The organism is Bacillus sp. 17RED48, assembly GCF_019837545.1.
In the GTDB taxonomy this organism is placed as follows: Bacteria; Bacillota; Bacilli; order Bacillales; family Bacillaceae_G; genus Bacillus_A; species Bacillus_A wiedmannii.
The window spans coordinates 193,422-217,262 of record NZ_JADAXG010000001.1 but is presented as its reverse complement, the minus strand read 5'-3'; the positions used below and the strand labels follow the sequence as shown (position 1 = coordinate 217,262).

At 36.1% G+C, this 23,841-nt stretch carries 30 protein-coding genes, 2 pseudogenes and 1 other annotated feature; of the genes and pseudogenes, 13 read left to right on the top strand and 19 right to left on the bottom strand.

Annotated features, from left to right (window positions below; all coding sequences use genetic code 11):
* Positions 1 to 46: 46 nt before the first annotated feature.
* The 6 genes from tyrS to acsA all read right to left on the bottom strand — a co-directional run bounded on the left by tyrS (position 47) and on the right by acsA (position 5,317).
* Positions 47 to 1,303 carry a tyrosine--tRNA ligase gene (gene tyrS, locus ILT06_RS01215; protein ID WP_000512075.1) on the bottom strand — a complete coding sequence of 419 codons (1,257 nt, stop codon included), beginning with the start codon at positions 1,301 to 1,303 and terminating at the stop codon, positions 47 to 49.
* A 71-nt stretch (positions 1,304 to 1,374) separates the two neighbouring features.
* Positions 1,375 to 1,604: a binding site (T-box leader), on the bottom strand.
* A 77-nt stretch (positions 1,605 to 1,681) separates the two neighbouring features.
* Positions 1,682 to 1,927: a hypothetical protein gene (locus ILT06_RS01210; RefSeq protein WP_088048001.1), complete on the bottom strand. Its 246-nt coding sequence runs from the start codon at positions 1,925 to 1,927 to the stop codon at positions 1,682 to 1,684.
* Positions 1,908 to 2,453 carry an RNA polymerase sigma factor gene (locus tag ILT06_RS01205; protein ID WP_098101986.1) on the bottom strand — a complete coding sequence of 182 codons (546 nt, stop codon included), beginning with the start codon at positions 2,451 to 2,453 and terminating at the stop codon, positions 1,908 to 1,910. Before ILT06_RS01205 ends, ILT06_RS01210 begins: the two co-directional genes overlap by 20 nt.
* Complete coding sequence (locus ILT06_RS01200; protein WP_064474569.1) at positions 2,434 to 2,889, bottom strand: hypothetical protein; 456 nt, start codon at positions 2,887 to 2,889, stop codon at positions 2,434 to 2,436. Before ILT06_RS01200 ends, ILT06_RS01205 begins: the two co-directional genes overlap by 20 nt.
* Positions 2,890 to 2,955: 66 nt before the next feature.
* Positions 2,956 to 3,513 (bottom strand): maltose acetyltransferase domain-containing protein, encoded by a 558-nt coding sequence (locus ILT06_RS01195; protein ID WP_088047999.1) that lies wholly within the window; start codon positions 3,511 to 3,513, stop codon positions 2,956 to 2,958.
* An 85-nt stretch (positions 3,514 to 3,598) separates the two neighbouring features.
* On the bottom strand, positions 3,599 to 5,317 hold the full coding sequence (gene acsA / locus ILT06_RS01190) for an acetate--CoA ligase (protein ID WP_154131656.1): 1,719 nt from the start codon (positions 5,315 to 5,317) through the stop codon (positions 3,599 to 3,601).
* A gap of 176 nt (positions 5,318 to 5,493) precedes the next feature.
* Between acsA and acuA the strand changes: the two genes are divergently transcribed.
* From acuA to ILT06_RS01170, 4 genes are all read left to right on the top strand, one after another.
* Positions 5,494 to 6,126, top strand: a complete 633-nt coding sequence (acuA, locus tag ILT06_RS01185) for an acetoin utilization protein acetyltransferase AcuA (protein WP_063222474.1) — start codon at positions 5,494 to 5,496, stop codon at positions 6,124 to 6,126.
* A gap of 17 nt (positions 6,127 to 6,143) precedes the next feature.
* Entirely contained in the window at positions 6,144 to 6,788 is a 645-nt protein-coding gene (locus ILT06_RS01180; protein WP_000634568.1) for an acetoin utilization AcuB family protein, read from the top strand.
* Entirely contained in the window at positions 6,785 to 7,951 is a 1,167-nt protein-coding gene (gene acuC / locus ILT06_RS01175; protein ID WP_081257162.1) for an acetoin utilization protein AcuC, read from the top strand. Before ILT06_RS01180 ends, acuC begins: the two co-directional genes overlap by 4 nt.
* Positions 7,952 to 8,072: 121 nt before the next feature.
* Complete coding sequence (locus tag ILT06_RS01170; RefSeq protein WP_222654770.1) at positions 8,073 to 8,933, top strand: alpha/beta fold hydrolase; 861 nt, start codon at positions 8,073 to 8,075, stop codon at positions 8,931 to 8,933.
* A gap of 66 nt (positions 8,934 to 8,999) precedes the next feature.
* Here the strand turns inward: ILT06_RS01170 and ILT06_RS01165 are convergent, their stop codons facing one another.
* From ILT06_RS01165 to ILT06_RS01155, 3 genes are all read right to left on the bottom strand, one after another.
* Complete coding sequence (locus ILT06_RS01165) at positions 9,000 to 9,269, bottom strand: hypothetical protein (RefSeq protein ID WP_088047995.1); 270 nt, start codon at positions 9,267 to 9,269, stop codon at positions 9,000 to 9,002.
* 124 nt (positions 9,270 to 9,393) lie between these two features.
* Complete coding sequence (locus ILT06_RS01160) at positions 9,394 to 10,083, bottom strand: response regulator transcription factor (protein WP_064474563.1); 690 nt, start codon at positions 10,081 to 10,083, stop codon at positions 9,394 to 9,396.
* Between the two features lies 1 nt (position 10,084).
* Positions 10,085 to 11,539 (bottom strand): sensor histidine kinase, encoded by a 1,455-nt coding sequence (locus ILT06_RS01155; RefSeq protein WP_088047994.1) that lies wholly within the window; start codon positions 11,537 to 11,539, stop codon positions 10,085 to 10,087.
* 315 nt (positions 11,540 to 11,854) lie between these two features.
* Between ILT06_RS01155 and ILT06_RS01150 the strand changes: the two genes are divergently transcribed.
* From ILT06_RS01150 to mscL, 3 genes are all read left to right on the top strand, one after another.
* Positions 11,855 to 12,535: an ankyrin repeat domain-containing protein gene (locus ILT06_RS01150; RefSeq protein WP_088047993.1), complete on the top strand. Its 681-nt coding sequence runs from the start codon at positions 11,855 to 11,857 to the stop codon at positions 12,533 to 12,535.
* 136 nt (positions 12,536 to 12,671) lie between these two features.
* Positions 12,672 to 13,598 (top strand): Gfo/Idh/MocA family protein, encoded by a 927-nt coding sequence (locus ILT06_RS01145; protein WP_088047992.1) that lies wholly within the window; start codon positions 12,672 to 12,674, stop codon positions 13,596 to 13,598.
* A 128-nt stretch (positions 13,599 to 13,726) separates the two neighbouring features.
* Positions 13,727 to 14,128: a large-conductance mechanosensitive channel protein MscL gene (gene mscL / locus ILT06_RS01140; protein ID WP_064474560.1), complete on the top strand. Its 402-nt coding sequence runs from the start codon at positions 13,727 to 13,729 to the stop codon at positions 14,126 to 14,128.
* 48 nt (positions 14,129 to 14,176) lie between these two features.
* On the opposite strand, the gene ILT06_RS01135 is transcribed toward mscL, so the two are convergent.
* A complete protein-coding gene (locus ILT06_RS01135) occupies positions 14,177 to 14,449 on the bottom strand; it encodes a DUF3917 domain-containing protein (protein WP_000636592.1) in 273 nt (90 codons plus the stop codon).
* A gap of 149 nt (positions 14,450 to 14,598) precedes the next feature.
* On the opposite strand from ILT06_RS01135, the pseudogene dhp61 reads away from it, so the two are divergent.
* The 3 genes and pseudogenes from dhp61 (at position 14,599) to ILT06_RS01120 (ending at position 15,558) form a co-directional block, all read left to right on the top strand.
* Positions 14,599 to 14,878: pseudogene (dhp61, locus tag ILT06_RS01130) on the top strand (protein Dhp61).
* 79 nt (positions 14,879 to 14,957) lie between these two features.
* Positions 14,958 to 15,194: a DUF3949 domain-containing protein gene (locus ILT06_RS01125; RefSeq protein ID WP_064474559.1), complete on the top strand. Its 237-nt coding sequence runs from the start codon at positions 14,958 to 14,960 to the stop codon at positions 15,192 to 15,194.
* 1 nt (position 15,195) lies between these two features.
* Complete coding sequence (locus ILT06_RS01120; RefSeq protein ID WP_064475081.1) at positions 15,196 to 15,558, top strand: DUF4288 domain-containing protein; 363 nt, start codon at positions 15,196 to 15,198, stop codon at positions 15,556 to 15,558.
* Positions 15,559 to 15,592: 34 nt separating this feature from the next.
* Here ILT06_RS01120 and ccpA read toward each other — a convergent pair whose 3' ends face one another.
* The 5 genes and pseudogenes from ccpA to ILT06_RS01100 form a co-directional block, all read right to left on the bottom strand.
* A complete protein-coding gene (gene ccpA, locus ILT06_RS01115; protein WP_064474558.1) occupies positions 15,593 to 16,591 on the bottom strand; it encodes a catabolite control protein A in 999 nt (332 codons plus the stop codon).
* Between the two features lie 458 nt (positions 16,592 to 17,049).
* Positions 17,050 to 17,150: pseudogene (locus ILT06_RS32365) on the bottom strand (hypothetical protein); the annotation flags it as partial.
* A 60-nt stretch (positions 17,151 to 17,210) separates the two neighbouring features.
* Positions 17,211 to 18,227, bottom strand: a complete 1,017-nt coding sequence (locus ILT06_RS01110; RefSeq protein WP_064474557.1) for a CamS family sex pheromone protein — start codon at positions 18,225 to 18,227, stop codon at positions 17,211 to 17,213.
* Positions 18,228 to 18,344: 117 nt separating this feature from the next.
* On the bottom strand, positions 18,345 to 18,671 hold the full coding sequence (gene ytxJ, locus ILT06_RS01105; protein WP_046956174.1) for a bacillithiol system redox-active protein YtxJ: 327 nt from the start codon (positions 18,669 to 18,671) through the stop codon (positions 18,345 to 18,347).
* Positions 18,671 to 19,183, bottom strand: coding sequence for a DUF948 domain-containing protein (locus ILT06_RS01100; RefSeq protein ID WP_081257212.1), 513 nt, complete (start codon positions 19,181 to 19,183; stop codon positions 18,671 to 18,673). The genes ytxJ and ILT06_RS01100 overlap by 1 nt, the downstream gene beginning before the upstream one ends.
* 187 nt (positions 19,184 to 19,370) lie before the next feature.
* Between ILT06_RS01100 and ILT06_RS01095 the strand changes: the two genes are divergently transcribed.
* The gene (locus ILT06_RS01095; RefSeq protein WP_000654739.1) at positions 19,371 to 20,486 is read left to right on the top strand and encodes an aminopeptidase; all 1,116 of its coding nucleotides are present in this window, start codon (positions 19,371 to 19,373) and stop codon (positions 20,484 to 20,486) included.
* Positions 20,487 to 20,525: 39 nt separating this feature from the next.
* Here ILT06_RS01095 and ILT06_RS01090 read toward each other — a convergent pair whose 3' ends face one another.
* From ILT06_RS01090 to ILT06_RS01075, 4 genes are all read right to left on the bottom strand, one after another.
* Entirely contained in the window at positions 20,526 to 20,960 is a 435-nt protein-coding gene (locus tag ILT06_RS01090; RefSeq protein ID WP_098111458.1) for a hypothetical protein, read from the bottom strand.
* Between the two features lie 182 nt (positions 20,961 to 21,142).
* Positions 21,143 to 21,547 (bottom strand): PH domain-containing protein, encoded by a 405-nt coding sequence (locus ILT06_RS01085; RefSeq protein WP_064474554.1) that lies wholly within the window; start codon positions 21,545 to 21,547, stop codon positions 21,143 to 21,145.
* 76 nt (positions 21,548 to 21,623) lie between these two features.
* Positions 21,624 to 22,115, bottom strand: coding sequence for a GNAT family N-acetyltransferase (locus tag ILT06_RS01080; RefSeq protein ID WP_064474553.1), 492 nt, complete (start codon positions 22,113 to 22,115; stop codon positions 21,624 to 21,626).
* Positions 22,112 to 22,660 (bottom strand): GNAT family N-acetyltransferase, encoded by a 549-nt coding sequence (locus ILT06_RS01075; protein ID WP_064474552.1) that lies wholly within the window; start codon positions 22,658 to 22,660, stop codon positions 22,112 to 22,114. The genes ILT06_RS01080 and ILT06_RS01075 overlap by 4 nt, the downstream gene beginning before the upstream one ends.
* A 142-nt stretch (positions 22,661 to 22,802) precedes the next feature.
* Between ILT06_RS01075 and ILT06_RS01070 the strand changes: the two genes are divergently transcribed.
* Positions 22,803 to 23,147 (top strand): PadR family transcriptional regulator, encoded by a 345-nt coding sequence (locus ILT06_RS01070; RefSeq protein WP_064474551.1) that lies wholly within the window; start codon positions 22,803 to 22,805, stop codon positions 23,145 to 23,147.
* Positions 23,144 to 23,806, top strand: coding sequence for a hypothetical protein (locus ILT06_RS01065; RefSeq protein ID WP_098101992.1), 663 nt, complete (start codon positions 23,144 to 23,146; stop codon positions 23,804 to 23,806). The genes ILT06_RS01070 and ILT06_RS01065 overlap by 4 nt, the downstream gene beginning before the upstream one ends.
* Positions 23,807 to 23,841: the final 35 nt, after the last annotated feature.

The following is a 23,841-nucleotide window of genomic DNA, read 5'->3' as shown; positions in this document are numbered from 1 at the left end:
TTCATCCTACAATTCGGGGTACTATTTGTTTTATATTCGTTTCTGATTAGTAACGAATTAAGAAATATTTCTTTTTACCGCGGCGAATGATTGTGAATTTACCTTCGATGCGGTCGTTTTCTGTTACAACGTAGTCTAATGCTTGTGTACGCTCACCGTTTACGTAGATTGCACCATTCGTTACATCTTCACGTGCTTGACGTTTTGATGGAGAGATTTTGCTTTCTACAAGTAAGTCGATTAATACTGTATCTTCTGCAGTACGTTCTACAGATGGTACGTCTTTGAATCCTTGCTCGATTTCGCTTGCAGTCAGTTCTGCTACAGAGCCGCTGAATAATGCAGCTGAAATTTTAATCGCTTGCTCTAATGCTTCTTCGCCGTGAACAAGTTTTGTCATTTCAGAACCTAATGCTTTTTGTGCTGCACGTTTTTCCGGAGCTTCAGCTACTTGCTTTTCAAGCTCAAGAATTTCTTCATGAGATAAGAATGTGAAGTATTTTAAGTATTTAACAACGTCGCGGTCATCTGTGTTAATCCAGAATTGGTAGAACTCGTAAGGAGTTGTTTTCTCTGGGTCTAACCAAATTGCGCCGCCTTCTGTTTTACCAAACTTCGTACCATCAGATTTTGTAACTAGTGGAATTGTTAAACCGAATGCTTTCGCATCTTCTTCTGATTTACGAATTAATTCAAGGCCAGCTGTAATGTTACCCCATTGGTCACTACCACCGATTTGTAGACGGCAATTATGGTTTTGGTATAAGTTTAAGAAGTCGTATGATTGTAAAATCATATAACTAAACTCAGTGAATGAAATACCAGTATCTAAACGAGATGCTACTGTATCTTTTGCTAACATATAGTTTAAACCGAAGTTTTTACCGATATCGCGTAAGAATGAAATGACATCTAAGTTACCAAGCCAATCATAGTTGTTAGCCATTGTTGCTGGGTTGTCCACGTTTTCAAACTCTAAGAAGTTTGAAAGTTGGTTTTTAATGCTTTCTGTGTAGTAAGCAACTGTATCTTTCGTATTTAATGTACGTTCTGCTTTTTTACCACTTGGGTCACCGATCATACCAGTACCACCGCCAACAAGTGCGATTGGTTGGTGACCAGCTAATTGGAAGCGACGTAACATTAATACTGGTAACATATGACCGATGTGTAAGCTATCTGCTGTCGGATCGAAACCACAGTATAATTTAACGCTTTCTTTTTCTAATAATTGCTCAAGTCCCTCAGCATCTGTTTGCTGATTAATTAGACCGCGAAATTCAAGATCTTGTAAAATACCCATATCCTACATACTCTCCTTTAAGTTCATTACTGGCGTGAAGGTTGAAAACATAAAAAAATCGCCCCCTTTAAATAAGGGACGATTTTGATTATCGCGTTACCACCCTAGTTGCAGGCCAAAAAAAGCCTACCACCTTATTTACATAACGGCTTAGCACCGTCTTTTCCCTTTTGAATACAATTCAATCGAAAAAAGATGCTCTAGGGGCGTAATTCGCGATCATCTATGTGCTGATTTTCACCGACCATCAGCTCTCTAAAACAGGGAAATGATCACTACTTCTCCCTTTCCACGCTCAATTATTCATATACTTTTCTTTATACCATCATTTATATAGGCGTGTCAAATAGAGGTAGGTGTTCTCTTCTTACCAATCCTTTACAACGTCGCAAAGAGTATCGTAATAAGAGAAAGAATTGGAACCCCAACTAATAACGACACATGAAACACAACCGATAAATCATTCCCAATCGTCGCCTCCACAGGATCTTTCGCTGGAGAACCAAGAAATCCGATTAATCGATCGAAGCGACTTACCGTTTTTGGAAAATCTGGTATTTCTACATGGTCACTATCTAAATGTTGCTGTAATTTATATTCATTCTTAAAGGGATTTTCGCTCAATTTCATCCACCTCCAGTAATTGTTTCAATTTCTTTATCCCGTTATGAAGTCTCGACTTCACCGTTCCAATTGGAATGTTTAATATCTCTGCAATTTCTTTTTGCTGCATATCATGATAATAAGAAAGAATGAGGACAGCTCGCTGTTCTTCAGGAACTTTCAAAATCGCTTCTCTTACTGTGAGCCGATCTTCGTGAGAAAATTCTTTTTCCTGAATCGGCACTAAAAATGGCAAAAGCGTACGCCACTTTTTTCTTCTATTTAATTTATTAATCATAAGACGATAACCAATTTGAAATAAATACGTTTTTATTTTGCCTTTTTCAAGTTCATACATATGTTTCTTTCGTTCTAACATCAAAAACGTATCTTGCACAAGATCGATACTTAATTGTTCATCTCGGTTAAATCGATACAAAAATGTATATAGCGCTGGTTTGATTAAAACATATAGTTTTTCTCCCGCCTGTTTATCTCCACTTTGATACGCAAGCATGAGTTCCTCCTCAATCCCAATCTGCGCCATGATTTTTGATCTCCTTTATTCCTTTTAACGTTAACGAAATGCGGGAAATTAAATAGCAACTAGCAACAATAATCCATACTTGTGATTGATTCGTAAAAAATTGAACATACGGGTTTTGAATTGTCTGTCCGGTTGAAACTAAAATATTTAATGCTTGCACACATATGCATGCATACACTGCAAGACAAGCCGAAATCGTATCAAATACATTCCAGCGAAAATAAACTTTTGTTTTTGTAAAATCAATTTTATATCCATTTTTCCGTACTATATGTTTTCTATCAAATGGGATAATGATTGAAAACATAACAATCATCATGACCCCAGCTGTAATCATTGATACTTTAAATCCGATTGGCATCGGTAATAGCAAACCACAAGAAAATACAACTATAATTCCAATTACAGCAAAAGTAAGAAGTAATTTATTAGACATAAAAAAGCCTCCCTCATCTATTCTTTCATAAATGTATACAGACGAGGAAGGCACTTCGTTCAAATATTATTTTATTTTTTTAATAATCTTTGCAGGATTTCCGCCAACTACTACATTGTCCGGCACATCTTTCGTTACAACAGCACCAGATGCGATAACCGCATTATCTCCAATCGTTACACCTGGATTAATAATCGCTCTTCCACCAATCCATACGTTATCGCCAATTGTAACTGGTTTTCCGTATTCTGATCCGCTTATGCGCTCTACTGAATCAAGCGGATGTGTTGCTGTATAAATGTGAACACCTGGAGCTAACATACAGTTCACTCCGATTGTCACCGGGCATACATCTAAAATTGTACAATCAAAGTTCGCGTAAAAATTTTCACCAACTTGAATGTTATAACCGTAATCACATCTAAAAGAAGATTCAAGATGAATGTTATCTCCAGTCGTTCCGAATAGTTCTTTTACGATTTCGCTACGCTCTTTTAATTGTACTTCTGGCGTATCATTTAATTTTCTCGTCAAAATACGAGCCTGCTCCCTCTCTTGTACTAAAACTGGATCAGCCGGGATGTACATTTCCCCATGTATCATCTTTTCTTTTTCTGTTTTCATTTTACTGCCCCTTCAACTTATATATATAAGTTTATAATAACATAAAAAAAAGGTCTGAACGTTATTTCGTTCAGACCTTCCTCTCTTAATCTTCCATCGTTGATAAGTCACCTGTTGGTAAGTTTAACTCCCACGCTTTTAATACGCGGCGCATAATTTTACCACTTCTCGTTTTCGGTAATTTATCTCTAAATTCAATTTGTCTTGGCGCTGCATGAGCTGCTAGGCCTTTCTTTACAAATTGACGAATCTCTTCTTTTAATTCATCAGATGGTTCGTATCCTGCTCGAAGCGCGATAAATGCTTTAATAATTTCGCCACGAACCGGATCTGGAATACCAATTACACCAGCCTCTGCAACAGCCGCATGCTCGATTAATTTGCTTTCTACTTCAAACGGACCAACGCGCTCACCTGACGTCATAATTACATCATCAATACGCCCTTGGAACCAGAAGTATCCATCTTCATCCATATAAGCAGAGTCACCTGATACGTACCAATCTCCCGGCATAAAGTAAGATTCATACTTTTGCTGGTTATTCCAGATTCCACGCATCATCGCTGGCCAACCTTTACCAATTGCTAAGTTACCCATTGTGTACGGAGGCACTTCATTTCCTTCATTATCAACAATCGCTGCTTTCACACCTGGAATTGGTTTACCCATTGAACCTGGACGAATTTCCATACAAGGGTAGTTACAAATAACTTGTCCACCTGTTTCTGTCATCCACCACGTATCATGAATACGAAGTCCAAATGCGTTCATACCCCAGCGAATTACTTCTGGATTTAACGGTTCACCAACGCTTAATACGTGGCGCACTTGTGATAAATCGTATTTTTTAATTGCGTCTTGTCCAGCACCCATTAACATACGGAACGCTGTTGGTGCGCTGTACCAAACTGTTACACCGTAATCTTGTAGCGTTTCATACCACGCTTCTGGACTAAATCGCCCACCTAAAATAACATTGGATGCTCCGACTAACCACGGTGCAAAAATACCGTAAGCCGTTCCAGTTACCCAGCCCGGATCAGCTGTGCACCAATATACATCATCTTCTTTTAAATCTAGCACCCATTTTGCCGTTTGATGGTGCTGCACCATTGCATTTTGCGCATGAAGCACACCTTTTGGCTTACCAGTAGAACCAGACGTGTAATGTAGAATCAAACCGTCTTCACGGCCTAACCATTCAATATGTAATTCTTTTGAAGCTTGTTCAAATAAAGGATTGAACGCTACTGTTTTACCGCCTTCTTCTACATTATCTCCAACAAGGAAGACTGTTTTTAAAGCAGGTAAATCATTTAATGGTACGCGCTCTAACAATTCAGGTGTTGTAATTAATACCTTTGCTTCACTATCTTCTAAACGATCGCGAACTGCGCCTTCCATAAATGCTTCAAATAACGGACCAACGATTGCCCCTAATTTCACTGCACCAAGAAGGGCAAAATATAATTTTGGAGAACGCGGCATAAAAATAAAAACGCGATCGCCTTTTTCTACATCGCCATAATTTTTCAGGACGTTTCCTGCTTTATTAGAAAAATCCTTCATTTCCTTAAATGTATACTTCTCTTTTCGCGATCCATCTTGATAATAAAGGGCTACTTTATTTTTACGATCGGATTTCGCATGCTTATCAATTGCCTCATACGCCATATTTACTCGGCCTGTTTCATTCCAAGTAAAGTTTTTATTAACCTCTTCCCAGTTAAAATTCGCGTATGCCTCATCATAATTCGGCAAATTATTTTCTCCTTTAATGACAGGAAGCGTTTCTACTTTCATACTTTACATCCCCCTCCTATGTATTCTATTATCTATTATAATGACATTATTTAAAATTTTCAGTATTTTTGTTGATTTTTAGACAAATTTTTAATGACAAATTTCGATTCACATCGCATATATTATAAAGTACGATATTAATAGATTCACAAACCCTCAAGGTGGTGAGTAATACATTGATTCATAAAAAAATATATAATGCTAGAAACTTAAAAACAGCGAAAGGCACTTTAATTATTGAAGGTCCTGTCTCTACACATAACTTAGAAATGTATGAATTTCATCCCGATTTAGTTGCGTTTCGTCCTGCCGAGCAGCAATATAAAGCAATTGTCGAAATTTCTAAATTACCAGAAGCTCGTCTCATTATCGCTAGACATGACCAAACGATTGTTGGATATGTTACATACTTATATCCCGATCCACTTGAACGATGGTCAGAAGGAAAGATTGAAAACTTAATTGAACTCGGGGCGATTGAAGTTGTCCCAGCCTTCCGCGGTTGCGCTGTCGGAAAGAACTTATTAGAAGTTTCAATGATGGACGATTATATGGAAGATTACATTATATTGACGACTGAATATTATTGGCACTGGGATTTAAAACAAACAGGCTTGAATGTTTGGGAATACCGAAAAGTAATGGAAAAGATGATGAATGCCGGTGGCTTACAATGGATGGCTACAGATGATCCTGAAATTTGTTCGCATCCCGCTAACTGTTTAATGGTCCGCATCGGTAAACGCGTTGATACAGATTCTATTCAAGCATTTGATCGTCTACGTTTTCACAATCGTTTTATGTATTAATAAAGGGGGCAACTGGAATGATTGTAGAAGAAATTATGAATCAAGATGTAGTGACACTACATCCAAACGATACAATCGAAACAGCAATCCGAACGATACGCACGAAAGGCATTCGGCACATTCCAATTGTCGATCAAAATAATCATGTCGTAGGCATTATTTCTGATCGGGATGTAAGAGATGCAAGTCCGTCTATTTTAGATGAACAAGTTTCACTCGATATGCTGAAGCAACCACTTGAACTTATTATGAAACATCCTGTTATGACTTGCCATCCTCTCGATTTCGTTGAAGAAATTGCTACTTTATTTTTTGAAAATAAAATTGGCTGTCTCCCTGTTACAAAGGCTGGCAAGCTAGTTGGAATCATTTCTGAATCTACTGTACTGCACACGTTAGTGAAATTAACAGGAGCACATCAACCGAGTTCACAAATTGAAATTCAAGTAAAAAATGAACCTGGTATTCTCGGAAAAGTCGTTGCCATTTTTAGTGAGTTACAAATCAATATCGTGAGCGTTCTCGTCTACCCAGCAAAAGATGAGAATGATAAAGTACTCGTTTTCCGCATTCAAACGATGAATCCGCTAAAAGTGATTGATGCACTTGAAGCAGAAGGCTACCGCGTATTATGGCCGAATATTATGGGGATGCAAGCATGAGTAGCGCGTTTATTTATTCGGATGACTTTCGGGGCTATTCGTTTAGTCCTGATCATCCTTTTAACCAACTGCGCGTCACACTCACGTATGATTTATTACAAAAGGGCGGTTTTATCTCTCCCTCCCAAATCATCTCACCACGAATGGCTACAGATGAAGAAATCGCCTACGTTCATACAGAGGAGTACATAAATGCGGTAAAACGTGCTGGAGAAGGTAAGTTAGAAAAATCAATTGCGATGACATATGGACTTGGAACAGAAGATACACCGATGTTTCCAAATATGCACGAAGCAAGTGCATTACTCGTTGGCGGTACGTTAACTGCTGTCGATGCTGTCCTTTCCGGAAAAGTAAAACACGCGCTTAATTTAGGCGGCGGCTTACATCACGGCTTCCGCGGCAAGGCATCTGGATTTTGTATTTATAACGATAGTTCCATCGCAATGAAATATATACAGAAAAAATACGGTTTACGTGTTTTATATATTGATACAGATGCTCATCACGGTGATGGTGTACAGTGGTCTTTTTACGATGATCCTAACGTATGCACCATTTCATTACATGAAACTGGGCGCTATTTATTCCCTGGAACTGGCGCTGTAAATGAACGCGGACAAGGTAATGGCTATAGTTATTCTTTTAACGTCCCACTCGATGCCTTTACAGAAGACGAATCGTTTTTAGATTCATATCGAACTGTCGTAAAAGAAGTTGCCGCATACTTTAAACCGGATATTATTTTAACGCAAAATGGTGCTGACGCACATTATTACGACCCACTTACACACCTTTGCGCAACGATGAATATTTACCGTGAAATACCGAAGCTCGCTCGCGAAATCGCTAATGAATATTGCGAAGGTCGCTGGATCGCTGTCGGCGGTGGTGGCTATGACCATTGGCGCGTCGTCCCAAGAGCTTGGGCACTCATTTGGCTCGAAATGAACAACATCCAAAACATCTCAGGTTATCTCCCTCCAGAATGGATTGACGCTTGGAAAGGACAAGCTGAAACAGAACTTCCCCTCACATGGGAAGATCCAAACAACATGTATAAACCGATCCCCCGTAAACCAGAAATTGAAGAAAAGAACGCATTAACTGTAACGAAATCCCTTGAAATTATTCGGAATAATATGACAAAATCTTTGTACTAAACGAAAAGGAGGCTCGTTTTTGAATAGCCTCCTTTTATTTATTGTCTGATTTTGTCAGTAAGTCGCTATATTTCGAGTTGCGCTGATATATTTTATTTCATAATTAACTGGTCCAACTTTTATGAGAAAAGGTAGTGATATTATGTGGAAACTACAAATAATTAGCACGAAACGTGGCACATTTGAACTCTTTACAAAAGGAAATGGCGAACCACTTTGCATTACACATCACTATTCACAATTTAATGAAACTGGCGATTACTTTGCGGATGTTTTCACTGCTACGCATCGTGTATTGCTCATTAATTTACGAAACGCTGGTAACTCAGCAAAAGCCAATTCAGAAAAAGAATTAAGTATGATTGAAACCGTTCACGACTTAGAAGCAATACGAGAAGCTTTACAACTCCCAACATGGCATTTCGCTGGCCATTCAACAGGTGGTATGCTTGGACTTTTATATGCGATTGCATATCCAAATTCCTTACAATCATTAGTCGTCGTTGGAGCCGCAGCAAGTAACTATACCGAAACACCCTTTTGCATTTATCACCCAGCACATCCTCAGTTTCATTATATGCAACAACTCATCGAAAACTTAAAAAGCCCTCTCCTTACAAGTGAAGAACGGAAAGAGCTATCTACTAAGAGAACAAAATTATCATTGTATAAACCAGAAAACTACAACTCTTATTTTTGTAAACCAATCCAAAAAACTATGTCCGCTAGCCGGATGAACGCTTTTTCAAATGAATATCCTTCATTTGATTTAAGAGAGCATTTACCTTCCATCCAAACAAAGACACTTATTATATGCGGAAGACATGATGTACAGTGCCCAATTCAGTATTCTATTGAGATGCATGATGGCATACGTAATTCTATCTTTGTGATATTTGAGGAGAGTAACCATTATCCTTTTTTAGAAGAATGTGCTCAGTTTACTTCTACTACTCAAATATTTTATAAATCGTTACACTAGTACCGCTATTATTAAGGAAAGCTCACAGTCTCTATAAGAATATGAGCTTTTTTCAAAAGAAGTATTTCACACTAGAAACAACAAGAAGAACAAAAAAATCATTAAGCCTACATCAAGTAATACTGCCTTTTTATCTCCTTCTTTTATACTCATCATAAAACTAGAAATTATTTTAATTCCAAAAAAGACCATCATAAATAACCCACCGAAATGATCATTCGTAGAATCTCCATCATAAAACATTTGTATTGCACCGATAATTAATAAGATAAGTACGATATTCGTTCCAATCTTTAAAGTCTTGTTTAATTTATTATCTTTTAATGTATCTCCCAAAATGTAGCACGCCCTCTCATGCTCTCCTATGTTTTATCTCTCTTTATATCTTAACATAAATTACCTATTATTCCCTTTTAGTCCAGATAACAATAAAAAACCTGCCAATTACTCGGCAGGTACATTACACGTTAAAGCGATAACCAGCTCCCCACACTGTTTCAATATATTGCGGGTGAGCAGGATCTCTTTCAATTTTTTCACGTAGCTTTCGAATGTGAACAACGACAGTGGCTAAATCGCCAGCTGAGTCTAGTCCCCAAATACGTTCAAATAACTGTTCTTTATTTAATACTTGGTTTGGATGCGTTACAAAGAATGTTAGTAAATCAAATTCCTTCGTTGTAAACGCAATTTCTTCATTGTTTATAAACACTTTTCTCGCTCGCTGATCGATAGAAATCCCATGAATATATAACGTATCGCGTTGCTTACTCACATTTCCTGATAATCTTTCATAACGAGAAATATGCGCCTTTACTCTTGCTACTAATTCACTCGGGCTAAACGGTTTCGTTATATAATCATCCGCCCCTAAACCGAGTCCGCGAATTTTATCTATATCTTCTTTCTTTGCTGAAACAAGTAAAATCGGAATGTCTTTTATAGCACGTATTTGTTTACAAATTTCAAAACCATTCATTTTCGGAAGCATAATATCTAAAATAATTAGATTATAATCTTCCTGAAGAGCCATTTGTAGACCTACTTCTCCTGTATGTTCTACATCGACTTGAAAATCACTAATTTCTAAATAATCTCGCTGTAATTCTGCAATACTTATTTCATCTTCTACTAATAAAATTCTCTTCATTCTACTCACCACATTCCTGTACTTTTTTCAATGAGAAGAAAATACTTGTACCTTCTCCAAGCTTACTTTCCGCCCAAATTTCTCCGCCATGTTCTTCAACAATTTGCTTCGCTATCGCTAAGCCAAGTCCACTTCCACCTGTGCTAGAATTTCGCGATTGCTCTGCACGATAAAACCGCTCAAATATATACGGCAGCGTATCAGCTTCTATACCTGATCCATTGTCCACCACTTTTACAATGACTGTATTGTTATCACTTAATACTGTTACAGTAATTTTCTTCGCTTCTTTATCCATGTATTTCACACTATTATGAATTAAATTTGATATCACTCTATTTATCTTTTCACAATCGGCCGTTACATATAGTGGTGATGAATGCAATTGTAAATAAACTTCTATACCTTCCTCACTTAAATCCATCTGCATCTCTTCTAATAATTCTTGCATAAACACGTTTAACTCTATCGTTTCAAACTGAAAAGGAACTCGATTCAAATCAAGCTTTGAAAACAAAAAGAGCTCATCAATGAGTGTATCCATATGCTTTGCCTTCGTATGAATGGTCGTTAAATACTTATCCATTTTTTCTGGCGTATTTGCGACTCCATCTTTTATGCCTTCTACATATCCAATAATAGATGTAATCGGTGTTTTTAAATCATGAGATATGTTTGAAATGAGCTCTTTTCGATTTTCTTCATACTGCGTTTGCATCTCTATCGACTCTTTTAATCTCTTCCTCATTTCCTCAAATCCTTGATTTAATTGCCCAATCTCATCATGGGATGTAACTGGAATTTGGAAATCTAAATCCCCTTCTTTAATTCTCCCAGTCGCATCTTTCAGTACAAAAATTGGTTTTATCACACTTCTTGAGACGAAATAACTTAATAGCCCTATGAGTAAAATGGCTAACAGTAAAAGCGCTCCGAACAAAATCGGAAATAACTTTTGTGTAAGATCGACAAATGAACTTTGCCTTTTTAGTACAAATATACTCCCTTCTTCATCCCCAGGAAAATAAAAATCAAATTTTACATATCGATAAAATGTATCGCCTAGTTCCGTTGTACCACGACTATTAATATTTGCTGATTCAAATTTCGGAAGGGCTTCTTTTAAAGATACACTTTCAAATACTTTTGTAGCATAAGAAATGGTTTCTCCCTTTCTTACAACTATTTTCACACCTTCTTTTTCAAGTGTTGAAACGAACGATTCATCTAATAGTTGAGATTGATTTTTCTTTGCCGCTAATTTCAATTCAATATACGTATTCTCTTCTTCTGGCGTAAGCGGCTTTTGAATATAGGAACTTTTATAGAAATTTTTCACTGATTCCAAGTCTCCTGTTATGGAAAAAACAATTAAAAATCCCGCGACTAATATGAGCGTAATGGAAACGAGAATAACAGCAATATAAGAGAATAAAAATCTTGTTTTAATAGACATATGTTACATCCTCACTTTACCCCGCATTAACGGGCAGTAAGACCCCCACCTCAAAATCCAGAGAAAGCAAAGAAGTTAGGTAGGAATCAACTGCCCATAAAAGCCCGATTGGTTCAACTAATAATCAGTGGGGCCCCCCCCCACTGATTAAAGTTTCACTTTACCAAACCTTATTACTCATAAGCATAAAAATATATGTTCAAATACTCAAGCGATTTTATAGTAATTTTAGCGTCAGTTTATAAAAATTTAATGTTCCTATTTTACAGTTTAAATTAGGATACCGAATTGCTTGCAAAAGGAGGTTGAAATTCCATGTTCAAAAAAACAGTAAGCATGATATGTTGCGTAATTTTTTTACAAGGATGCTCACAAGAACAAGAAGTTAAAAAGGAGATGACAAACATGGAGACAGCACTACTAACAGCTACTGAGAAACAAGAAACGAATACTGTTATATCATTACTCAAAAAAGGGGCTGACATAAATATAACGGACAATAAAGGACGTACTTCTCTTATGATTGCTACATACAAAAATGATGTAAAAACTGCAAAAGTGCTTATTGAAGCAGGGGCTGACGTAAATATCCAAGACGATATGAAAAATAATCCCTTTCTATACGCCGGTGCAGAAGGTTACTTTGATATTTTAAAACTAACGATTGATGCCGGTGCAGATCCATCGCTTACAAATCGTTACGGCGGAACAGCTCTTATCCCCGCCTCAGAACATGGCTATATTGATGTTATTAAAGAACTCCTTACGCGAACAACTATTGATGTTAACCATGTAAATAATCTCGGGTGGACCGCTTTAATGGAAGCCATCGTACTAAGTAATGGAAACGAAACACAGCAACAAGTCATTCAGCTTCTTATTGAGCACGGTGCAGATGTAAATATTCCCGACAACGATGGTGTTACCCCGCTAGAGCATGCCCGTGTTCATAACTTTGAAGAGATAGAGAAGATTTTGTTAGCGACAAATAAATAAAAGCTCATTTCCTATAAAAAACGTATCATTTTCAAATCTATTTTTTGCCATTCTCCCCAGTCTATGCTACAGTTATTTCGTCACATAGCTATACAGCTAGACAACTTATATATTTATAATAGGGTGGGAAAAAAACATGAGCAAACCTCGTATTGGAATGATTGGATTAGGTAGTATTGCACAAAAGGCTTACCTTCCAACACTGACAAAGGAAACTGATTGGACTTTTGTGGGAGCGTTTACACCTAATGTTAATAAAAGAAAACAAATTTGCGAGCAATATCGTATTCAAGATTTTGCTAACCTTCAGGCACTCGCTTCAGAATGTGATGCGGCTTTCGTTCATAGTTCAACTGCTACACATTATGAAATCGTTTCTGAACTTCTGAAAAAAGGAATCGATGTTTATGTTGATAAGCCGCTAGCTGCTACTACTGAGCAAGCAGAGAAGCTAGTTGAAATGAGTGAAAAGTATAACCGAAAGTTAATGGTCGGATTTAATCGCAGATTCGTTCCTATGTATGTTGCTGCAAAAGAGCAAGCTCATAATATTTCATGGGTTCGAATTGAAAAGCACCGCACAAATAAAGTGGGGCCATATACGTATGACTTTACTATGTTAGATGATTACTTACATATTGTAGATACTGCTCGCTGGTTAGCTAACGATGACCTTAACATCGTTCATAATATGATGCAAATCAATGAAAAGAACGAACTTCTTTACGGACATCATACATATACAACTGCAAATGGACTTTTACTTTCTACGGCGATGCACCGCCATGCAGGTACAAATTTAGAACAAATTGAACTTGTAACGGCAGGTAAAATCATTCGCGTAAAAAATATGAACACATTTGAAATTGAGCAAGAAAACTCCGTTTCACAAAGTGGTTCACCATCATGGGAGACAACGTTAAAGCAGCGCGGATTTGAAGATGCTGTTCATCATTTTATCCAATGTGTACAAGGTGATACACAGCCTATTGTAGATGGATTAGAAGGATTAAAATCTCAACAAATGCTCCAATCTCTACTGCAAGCTGTAAGCAAAAATTAAAACGGATACATTTTTCAGAATTTACTTTCATTCCCATTTCCTCTTTATTTCTATCACAAATTTCTATAGAATATGTTGATAGGAATTATAAATTTCATATTGAATCGTGGAAAGGATGGGATTAACACATGTGGAACGAGTTTAAAAAATTCGCATTCAAAGGGAATGTAATCGATTTAGCTGTCGGGGTTGTAATCGGTGCTGCATTCGGTAAAATCGTTAGTTCTTTAGTAAAAGATATCATCACACCATTACTTGGTATGGTACTGGGCGGCGTTAACTTTACAGATTTAAAACTTACATTCGGTAAATCATCTATTATGTATGGTAACTTCATCCAAACTATTTTTGATTTCTTAATTATTGCAGCTTCTATCTTTATGTTCGTTAAAGTGTTCAACAAACTAACATCTAAAAGAGAAGAAGAAGAAAAGACAGAAGAAATTCCAGAGCCAACGAAAGAAGAAGTTCTTCTTAGCGAAATTCGTGACTTATTAAAACAACAAAATTCTTCTAAAGATAGAGCATAATTGAACGGATAAAAAGGCATGCCCCTCGGGACATGCCTTTTCTATATGCTATAACGTTTCCGAATTCATATGAATAAATAAAATAATACCTGCAACCATAAGTACCATAATACTACCTGCAAATAGTGTAATACCCATGAACATTAAACTTGTGCTCATGTCCACTGATACACTTTCAATAAAAATAGAAATTACATACGTGATAAGGGCAATTCCTGCAAGAATACTTCCTGGAACAAATCGCTTTAAACCATTTTGTTTTAACGTCATATATGCAAAAATAGCAGTCATACAAAGCGTAATTATCCAAAGAACGATCATCTTTTCTCCCCCCTCACAAGCCTTTTCTTTCTATTATACATGACATTGCCCTATAATAGTTAAATTTGCACTTATGTGACATATAACAAGGAATAATACCAATTTTGTAGCGAAGTCACCAATAGGACGCATACTTAGGAGGATTTCAATTGAAAGATGATATTGTAGGATATTTTAAACAAGTAGAGCGATTCGATTATATTACAATCGACTTAGACAAAAATCTTTTTTATATCGAAGTTGTACAATTAGAAACAAATATCACTTAACTTAGACAAGGATGAAACTATTATTGCTGGCAATGTAAAACAATATGAACCTTCTCGGTTAGAACATTTAATACAAAGCTTTAAGCGCACTGCACAAGCATGCCTTGAACATAATTTACAGAGTCCTGAAGAACTTTTTGCATTTTGGAAAGGAAATTGACCACTTTAAAAATGGATATCATTCATATAAATTGATATAATTACCATATACAACTATTCTTTACAAGGGAGTGTTCATAATGATTTGGATTTCACTAATCGTATTAGCCTATTTCATCATTCTCGTCCCAATACAATATAACTATATGAAGATGCTCAAGACAAAACAGAAAAAAATGAACGTGTCACAAAACGAACTATATAACAACATGTCTTATGAAGAATCCCAAATACATTATCATTATCAAAGTAACGTATTTACAATACCTGCTTCGCTTGTCGCAAGTATTATTTATAGAGTGAAACATGCAGCATAATATGTACGCTATAAAATTATTATTTGAATCTGTTCATTCTGGTGAGCCTCATCCTACGAAAATTGATGAGCATTATGAAGAGAATCACGATACACTTTTTGAAGAAAGTATTATTCTTGTTAAAGCAAACAGTTTAGAAGAAGCTCACGAACTAGGAAAAAAAATCGCGATACAATCTGAAGATACATACAATAACATGTATGATGAGCAAGTAACGTGGACGTTTCGAAAAGTATTGCATGTGTTTGAATTAGACGATACACCATTTGAAACAGGAAAAGAATTGTATGCAAGATTTTTACACGTTAAGAAAAATGAAACGGTAGATACAGTAGTTAAAACATACTATCCTGAATACGAATAAAAGCTCACAGCAATTGCTGTGAGCTTTTTTATACTTACTTCGTTGAATCTCTAAATTGGATGCGGTGAGGTAAGATAACAGTGTGATCTTCCACTTTTTCCTTGTTCATATACTTTGTTAATAGACGCATTGCTACTGCACCGATATCATACATTGGTTGTACAACTGTTGAAAGTTGTGGACGAACCATTAATGCAAGGCGTGTATTATCGAAACCAAGTACTTCTACATCAGTTGGTACGTTTAATCCAGCGTCTTGTGCTGCATGGATTACACCTAGTGCCATTTCGTCAGAAGATACGAAGATTGCTGTTGGCTTTTCATCACTGCTCCAAAGCTTTTCGAATGCTTCGATACCTGAATCATATGTGTAATCTCCATCGATTATAAGATTTTCATCATATGAAATACCTGCTTCTTCTAAAGCTTTTTTATAACCGTGTAACTTCTTGGCGCTTCCCGCTTTATCAATGAAAGGACCAGAGACGAAACCGATACGCGTATGTCCTTGCTCAATAAAGTGCTTCATTGCGTCGTAAGCTGCTTGTGTATAATCAATATTTACTGATGGCGTTTCATTTTGCTCATCAAATGACGCTGCTAATACGATTGGTACTGGAGACTTTTTGAATTCTTCAATGTGAATGTCTGTAATATCTTCACCCATGAAAACAATTCCGTCCACTTGTTTTCCAAGCATCGTATTTAATAAATGGAACTCTTTCTCTTTGTTTTGGTCAGAGTTACTTAAAATGATGTTATATTTGTACATTGTTGCGATATCTTCAATTCCACGAGCAAGTTCTGCATAAAACGTATTTGAGATATCAGGAATAATAACACCTACTGTAGTTGTCTTCTTACTTGCTAGTCCACGTGCTACCGCATTTGGGCGGTACCCTAAACGATCAATTGCTTCTAATACTTTCTTTCTTGTTGTAGGCTTTACATTTGGATTACCGTTCACTACACGAGATACGGTAGCCATTGAAACGTTTGCTTCACGCGCTACATCATAAATTGTTACGTTCATCTCATCGCACACTCCTTCTATTTTTGTTATCTATTTTATGTATCGGTTACTTGAATGAAAAAAAGACATCAACTCTATTTGCAGATGCCACCAATCGTCCCGAGTTCTTCCTTTTACTAATGATACGATAAAAACGCAGGCTCATACAATATTTTCCCGCAAAAGTTTCGAAAAAATTCGCTTCTTTTCTCGTATTTTCGTATTTTTCATGAAAAAAAGGGCATTTTTTGTAAAAAAATAGATATCTCATAAGTAAAGACCCTATTTTAAGCAGTACGATAGTAAATGAAATTTATATCGGCGATTTTTCGAATATATCGATCACAACTCGAAATATATGAACGATTTTCCAAATATATCGACCACAACTCCAATTATATCAGCGATTTTTTAAATATATCGGCTTACCGACAGAAAACGACAATGGTAGTCATTTGATGCGCTGGATTTGGAGGTACGCGGCGCCCTGTAGAATGCGTTACATCGGCAACGACAGGTAAACATGTGTTGCTTTCTTTAAAATCGGCACAGCGGATATAGGAAGCGTATTACGCGTCGCTCTTCCCCCTCGTACCTTTTCACTTACAATAAAAAAAGACAGTTTAAACACTGTCTTTTTTTATAAGAAGGAAACAAACGGTTTTTCGCTGTTTTTCTCTTTTATAATAATTGCCTCGATTTTACTCTCGGACTTTATCTGCAATTGTACTTTCGCATCTTTAGGTAATTTTTCTAACATACTTTGAGCAGCCATTTGGGTAAGAGCCATTAATTCTGTTTTACCATTGTATTTAATAACGATATTCATATTTAATGTATCCATCTGGTTTTTCTTATAAGAAACTTTAGCATTGACTGGGATAAAATCTGCCGGAGAAAAACCTTTCATTGCATCAGCAAATTCAGTTATTTTGGTATTATCTTCTCCATGTGCTTTTGTAAATTCATCAGAAGGATATGAAAATGCTTGTTCATCGATCGTGCTCCAATTTCCAAGGTTCGTATCATTCTTTTGAACGGTAGCACTAGCAATATACGTACCATTTTTTAAAGAACTTGTATTTTCTTGCTTAAAGATAGCGAACGTAATTGGAGACTTATTATACTTGTCATTTTTATTAATCGCTTCAATAAGTTGCTTGGCAACTTCAGTACCTTTAGACATAGCTTCTTCATTCGATACACTTGAAGACATAGCTAAACCAATCATAACACCAGATAAACTTAGTTCGTTTGAATTCTGTTTTCCGAAATAGTCTTGTTCTATAATATTCGTCAAAACTGGTGCTTCTACTTTTGCGACTAGTTCATCAACTAACTTCTCCGGAATATACTGATTTAATTGTAGTACATGATTCTCTGTATCAAATTGCTCTTTTGCAATATTCATTAAACCATTTTCATACTCTGCTAAATCTAATTTAGAATTTGTTTTTATATTAGCTGTATTTATAACCTTTTGTTCTTTTAAAGGAATTACAGTTCTATAATAATCTTTAGAAACAGCAGTTCTCGGAATCATGCTTTTTTCTTTCGTATCCTTCTGTATAACTTCATCCTTCTTACTAATCGTATCATTACTACAAGCTCCTAGTAATAAACTTACGACCGCGAAGGATAATGCCATTTTCTTCATTACTTAAAACCTACTTTCAACAATCTAATTATTTAATTTGAACTAATAACAGTGTACCATTAAATATATTTCAACAAAAACAAAAAAAAGAAGCAAGCACCTTTAGCTTGCTTCTTTTTACTTAATATTCTCTTCTAAAGCGTCTTTTTTAATGTTCCAATGAGACGTATTCCATACTACCATCCCATCTTTTATGTATAACACTTGCGGAGATTCATGTTTAATGCTGTACTGTTCTGCAACACGATTCGAAACATCTCTCGCATCTTGTACGTATAAGTAATACGCTGGTACTGCTCGTTCTTCACTACAATACGCTTGAAATTCTGTATATGCACCATGACTAATCGGGCATGTCGTACTATGTTTAAAAAGAACATAAGGCTCGTTTTTTTCTACTAATACTTCAAGCTCTTCAATTGCTTCAATTTTTGTCATATTCATCACGATTCACCTCTCATGCGAAGTCTAGAGCGCTTCTCTTTCTTTTCAGCTTTTTTCTCAAGTCTTTCTAATTTACGCTCTTCTTTTTCAACCTTTTTCTCTTGTCTTGTCGCACGATAATGATTGTATACTTCAATTGCAGCGCTACTCCACTGTACAACTTGCGCTACTTTATCTGCATTGTTTTCAATTTCGTCCGTAACAGAATCTGATGCATTACGAAGTTTCGTATTTAAAGAATGGATTGTTGTTCCAATTCCATCTACACCCGATACTACTTTATTTAATGATTGTGACTTCTGTTGAATGTCATCAGCTAACGCATTTGTTTTATGTAATAATTGCTCCGTCTCTACGCTAATCCCTTGCATTTGCTTTTCTAAACCTTCTAACGTGCTTGCAACGTTTTCTAACGTCTTTTGAACCGATAACAACGTTCTGCATACATACACTACTAATACAGCGAAAGCAACCGCGATAATAGCTGCACTTACATATAAAAGAACTTGCATTTCATCACTTCCTTTATCTTTTTCATACTTTCCCCTATTATACAATCATTTTCCGTTTCGTTCTAATCCCTATCTTTTCATTAGAATTTTCATACTTATTCGTTAACTTTAACATAAATGATTCAACAAATTCCACTAAGTAGGTTACAATAGGAGAGGATACATAATTAGTAGGGAGGCTTTACATATGAAAGATCCACGCATTGAAAAGTTAGCATACAATTTAATTAACTACTCTATCCGCTTACAAAAAGGCGAAAAAGTATTAATTGAAAACTTTGGCTTACAAAAAGAACTTGTAACTGCACTTGTAAAAGAAGCATATGCCGCTGGTGGTTTCCCATTCGTTTCTCTAAAAGATCATCAAGTAGATCGCTCTTTATTAATGGGTGCTACTGAAGAACATTTCGAACAAATCGCTGCATATGAAGCAAGCGTAATGAAAGATATGGACGCTTATATCGGTCTTCGCTCTGGCGATAACATTAACGAACAAGCTGACGTGCCAAGTGAAAGAATGCAAATTCACGGTCAAACAGTTGGTAAGAAAGTTCATAGAGACATCCGCGTTCCGAAAACGCGATGGGTTGTTCTTCGCTACCCAAATGCTTCTATGGCGCAGCTTGCTAAAATGAGCACAGAAGCTTTCGAAGACTTCTACTTCGAAGTTTGTAACTTAGACTACGGTAAAATGGATAAGGCGATGGATAGCCTTGTTACATTAATGAATAAAACAGATAAAGTTCGCCTAACTGGTCCTGGAACTGACTTAACATTCTCTATTAAAGACATTCCAGCTATTAAATGCTCTGGTCATTTAAACATTCCAGACGGTGAAGTATACTCTGCACCAGTTCGCGATTCTGTTAACGGTACAGTTTCTTACAACACACCATCTCCTTACAACGGTTATACATTTGAAAATGTACAACTTAAGTTTGAGAACGGTCAAATCGTTGAAGCAACTGCAAACGATACAGAGCGCATTAACAAAATCTTCGATACAGACGAAGGCGCACGCTACGTTGGTGAGTTCGCAATCGGCGTAAATCCATACATCTTACATCCTATGGGAGACATCCTATTCGATGAAAAAATCGATGGCAGCTTCCACTTCACTCCTGGACAAGCTTACGACGATGCATGGAACGGCAACAACTCGAACATTCACTGGGATTTAGTATGCATCCAGCGCCCTGAATACGGCGGCGGCGAAATTTACTTCGACGACGTACTAATCCGTAAAGATGGACGCTTCGTTGTACCTGAATTAGAAGCTTTAAACCCAGAGAACTTAAAATAATAATAAAAACGCTCGGAATGTTCTCCGAGCGTTTTTTTATTAATAATTTAATAAATCTTTCGCCACATCTTCTGGCACTTTAAAACTCATCTTCTTATTTTTCATTTCAACTTCAACATACGGAACATCTTTATATACTGTCATAGTATCAATTTCATGTAACTCTTTTTTATCATTACTCGACTCCGATATTTTTTTTGTATCCTCTTGGTACATTTTAAATGTTTTCCCTTGCGGAGTATCTAAAGGAGCCGACTGCATTTCCCACTTATCCATTTTCATGACTTCAAACAGCTTTTCAATTTCTTTCTTATCAGTAATTACTTTTTTATCACTTGAATCCGTAAGTGATTCAATCTCAACCTTTTGTGCCTTTTCTAAGTTCATATCTGCCTTTTCCTTCTTCGCACTACACCCTATTATAAGAAATGATGCTGTTAGCAAAAATAGAGACAACATACAGATTTTTTTCATCTCTAATCCTCCTGCACTATATAGAACTACTTTTCTTACTTTTTGTTTGCTCAAAATGAAAATAATATAAAAGCGCCACTGCAATAGTACCTATTAATATTGGTACATATAAGGGCAGATCCCATTTCATATATACTCTAGTGCAACCAACAAGCACAAACAAAACAACGGTTTTACATATTTCATTTCTTACCTACCATTTCTATTTTCACATTTGGATTCTCTTTCTCGATAAGCGCCAAAAATTCATTCATATCTTGCGGTATCGCAACCATATGTACTTTGTATGCATTCGTCGTAATTTCAAGGTATTTCCCAACTTGACGAATGATTCTTATCTCTTTCAATACGATATCGTCATTTAAAATGCCGTACTTTAATACACCATTTTCTACTTTATGCTTTTTAATAAATACTTCCCAAACGAGTGGCACATTTACAAGGAAGCATAAACCCATTCCAATTAACGCTGACATCCACTGCTCTTTATTTGAGATAATCATGACAAGTGGATATACGAACATAAAAACTAACGTGAGACAAACGAAAATTACTACTGACTTACTTCTTTGAATCGGAAAGTCCATACCTACACCACCTAACCTAAATTATACCACTTTTTCCATTTTAGTCATGAAAAAAGGCCATTTCTGAATGACCTTCTTAAACGATATACCTATAGAATTTCTTATCTACCTGTAACACTGGAAAACTTTTTGGCAACTCGTCTATACTCACACTTTGGAAATTATTCTTTTCATAAAAGCGATGGGCCGCTAAAAATTTCACTGTCGTTCCTAAGTAAATGTCTTTCAGCTTTTTATTCTCAGCCCACGAAATTGCTGTTTGGAGCAACTTATGTGATGTGCCCCACCCTTTTCCGCGAAATTCTTTTTTTACGAACATTTTTCTTAGCGCTACTTGCCGATTCTCAATATCTAATAAAGCTACTGTTCCAACTACTTTATCATCATAAGTTGCTATCCAAAAGTTTCCATAATCCCTTTGATAGAACGTTTCTATTTCAAGTAAGTCTGGCTGCTCTTCTTTCGTAATGGGAACATTGTACTCTTTTTGCTGAATATGAACGATAAGATCTACTACTTCATCTTGAAACGTACTTTCATACGGAATAATGCGTATCTTCTCGTTCATCGGATCTCCTTCCACTCTGAAGCTAGTAAACTATATACAGCGATATCGTGAAAATGATCATATAACCATTCTTCATCCCTTAAAATACCATCTAACTTAAAACCTAAACGCTCTGGAATAGCGCGGCTTTTCACATTTTCAACACCGCATCTAATTTCCACTTTATTTAATTTTAAATTCTCAAATGCATAGTGAAGTACAGCCTTTACGCTACGCGTCATAATACCTGTCCCACCAGCGTCTTCTGCCAGATAATATCCGAGACTCGCCGCTTTCTTTCCCCAGCTTACCGGATGAATACCTACCATCCCAACGAGCTTTCCTTTGTAACGTATACCACTTTCAAAACCGTCTCCCTCTGCAAACTTCTTTAACCACATCGGACAAATTTCATCATACGCACCAGCAGATTTCATCCCATCTACCCAAGGAAGCCATCTTCTTAAATGGTTACGGTTTTGATCTAATAATTCATATAATTCCTCTTTATAATGCTTCTCTAATAACTGTAATTCGATTTCGTCATCTACTCGAAGTGTGAACATGCTTTTTAGCCCCTTTTATTTTTCTTATTATTCTAACACTTACAGATGCAAAATGTTAAATATTAACACTTTTTTCGGTTTAATATAAGAATAACAACTATATATGATTGATAGCTAGATATGAATCATATATAGTTAAAGTATGGAAAAAAATGATAATTTTATAATTCAATTACGTAAAGGTGTTTTTGATCTCGCTATTTTGTCTTTAATAAGTAAACAACCTATGTACGGATACGAAATTACAAGTGCCTTACAAAATATCCCTGTGTTTCATATCCCGAACGGTTCGATTTACCCTATATTAAATCGAATCACGAAGAACAATTGGGCTATTTCCTATTGGGAAGAGTCCGGTGATGGTCCAAAAAGAAAATACTATCAAATTACAGATGAAGGGAGAGAAATTTTACATAGTCGCTTACATGATTATGATGCAGTGTATCAAGCTCTAATGTTACTAGCTAAAGGGGAGGATAAAGAATGAACAAGGAACAATTCTTTTCAAATGAACTCATTGCTTCTTTCTTACAGGATTTCGACAAAGGTTTAATGAACTTACCTATCTCCGCAAGAGAACAACATGTGCTAGAAATCAAATCTGATTTATATGAAAATGCATTAAGTAAAGAAAGTGAAGGGATACCATTAGCAAGCATCCCTTCACAAGTGATTGAAGAATTTCTTCCTCCAAAAGAATTAGCACAGGAAATTGCCAGAGAATATACAGACGTTATTCAAGATGCACAGCAATCTACAAATACATTTATTAAATACTTTACAGGACTATCTGTTGCTCCACTCGTTGCTTTATCAGTACCTATCGCACTGGGCTTTATAAATATTTCAGCTAATTTACCATTTTTATTAGCCTTTATCACAAGCAACATTTGGTTCATCTATAGAGAAAACCATTGGAATACAAAGCAATTAAAATTTTTAAAAACAGTGATTTCATTTAGTACTAGCGTTTTAATCGCTCTTCCATTTGCATTTTTCGCGATTCGAATTATGATAACAAAACAATTCGATATGTTTTCATTCTATTATTTAATTGGATATGTACTTTTTAGTTTAATTTATATCGTTTTATTAAAACAACTCTACAAAAAGAATAAACAATATCAACATATCAACGCTTTTTAAAATATATCGAACACAACAAAAAAGACGCACAGCCA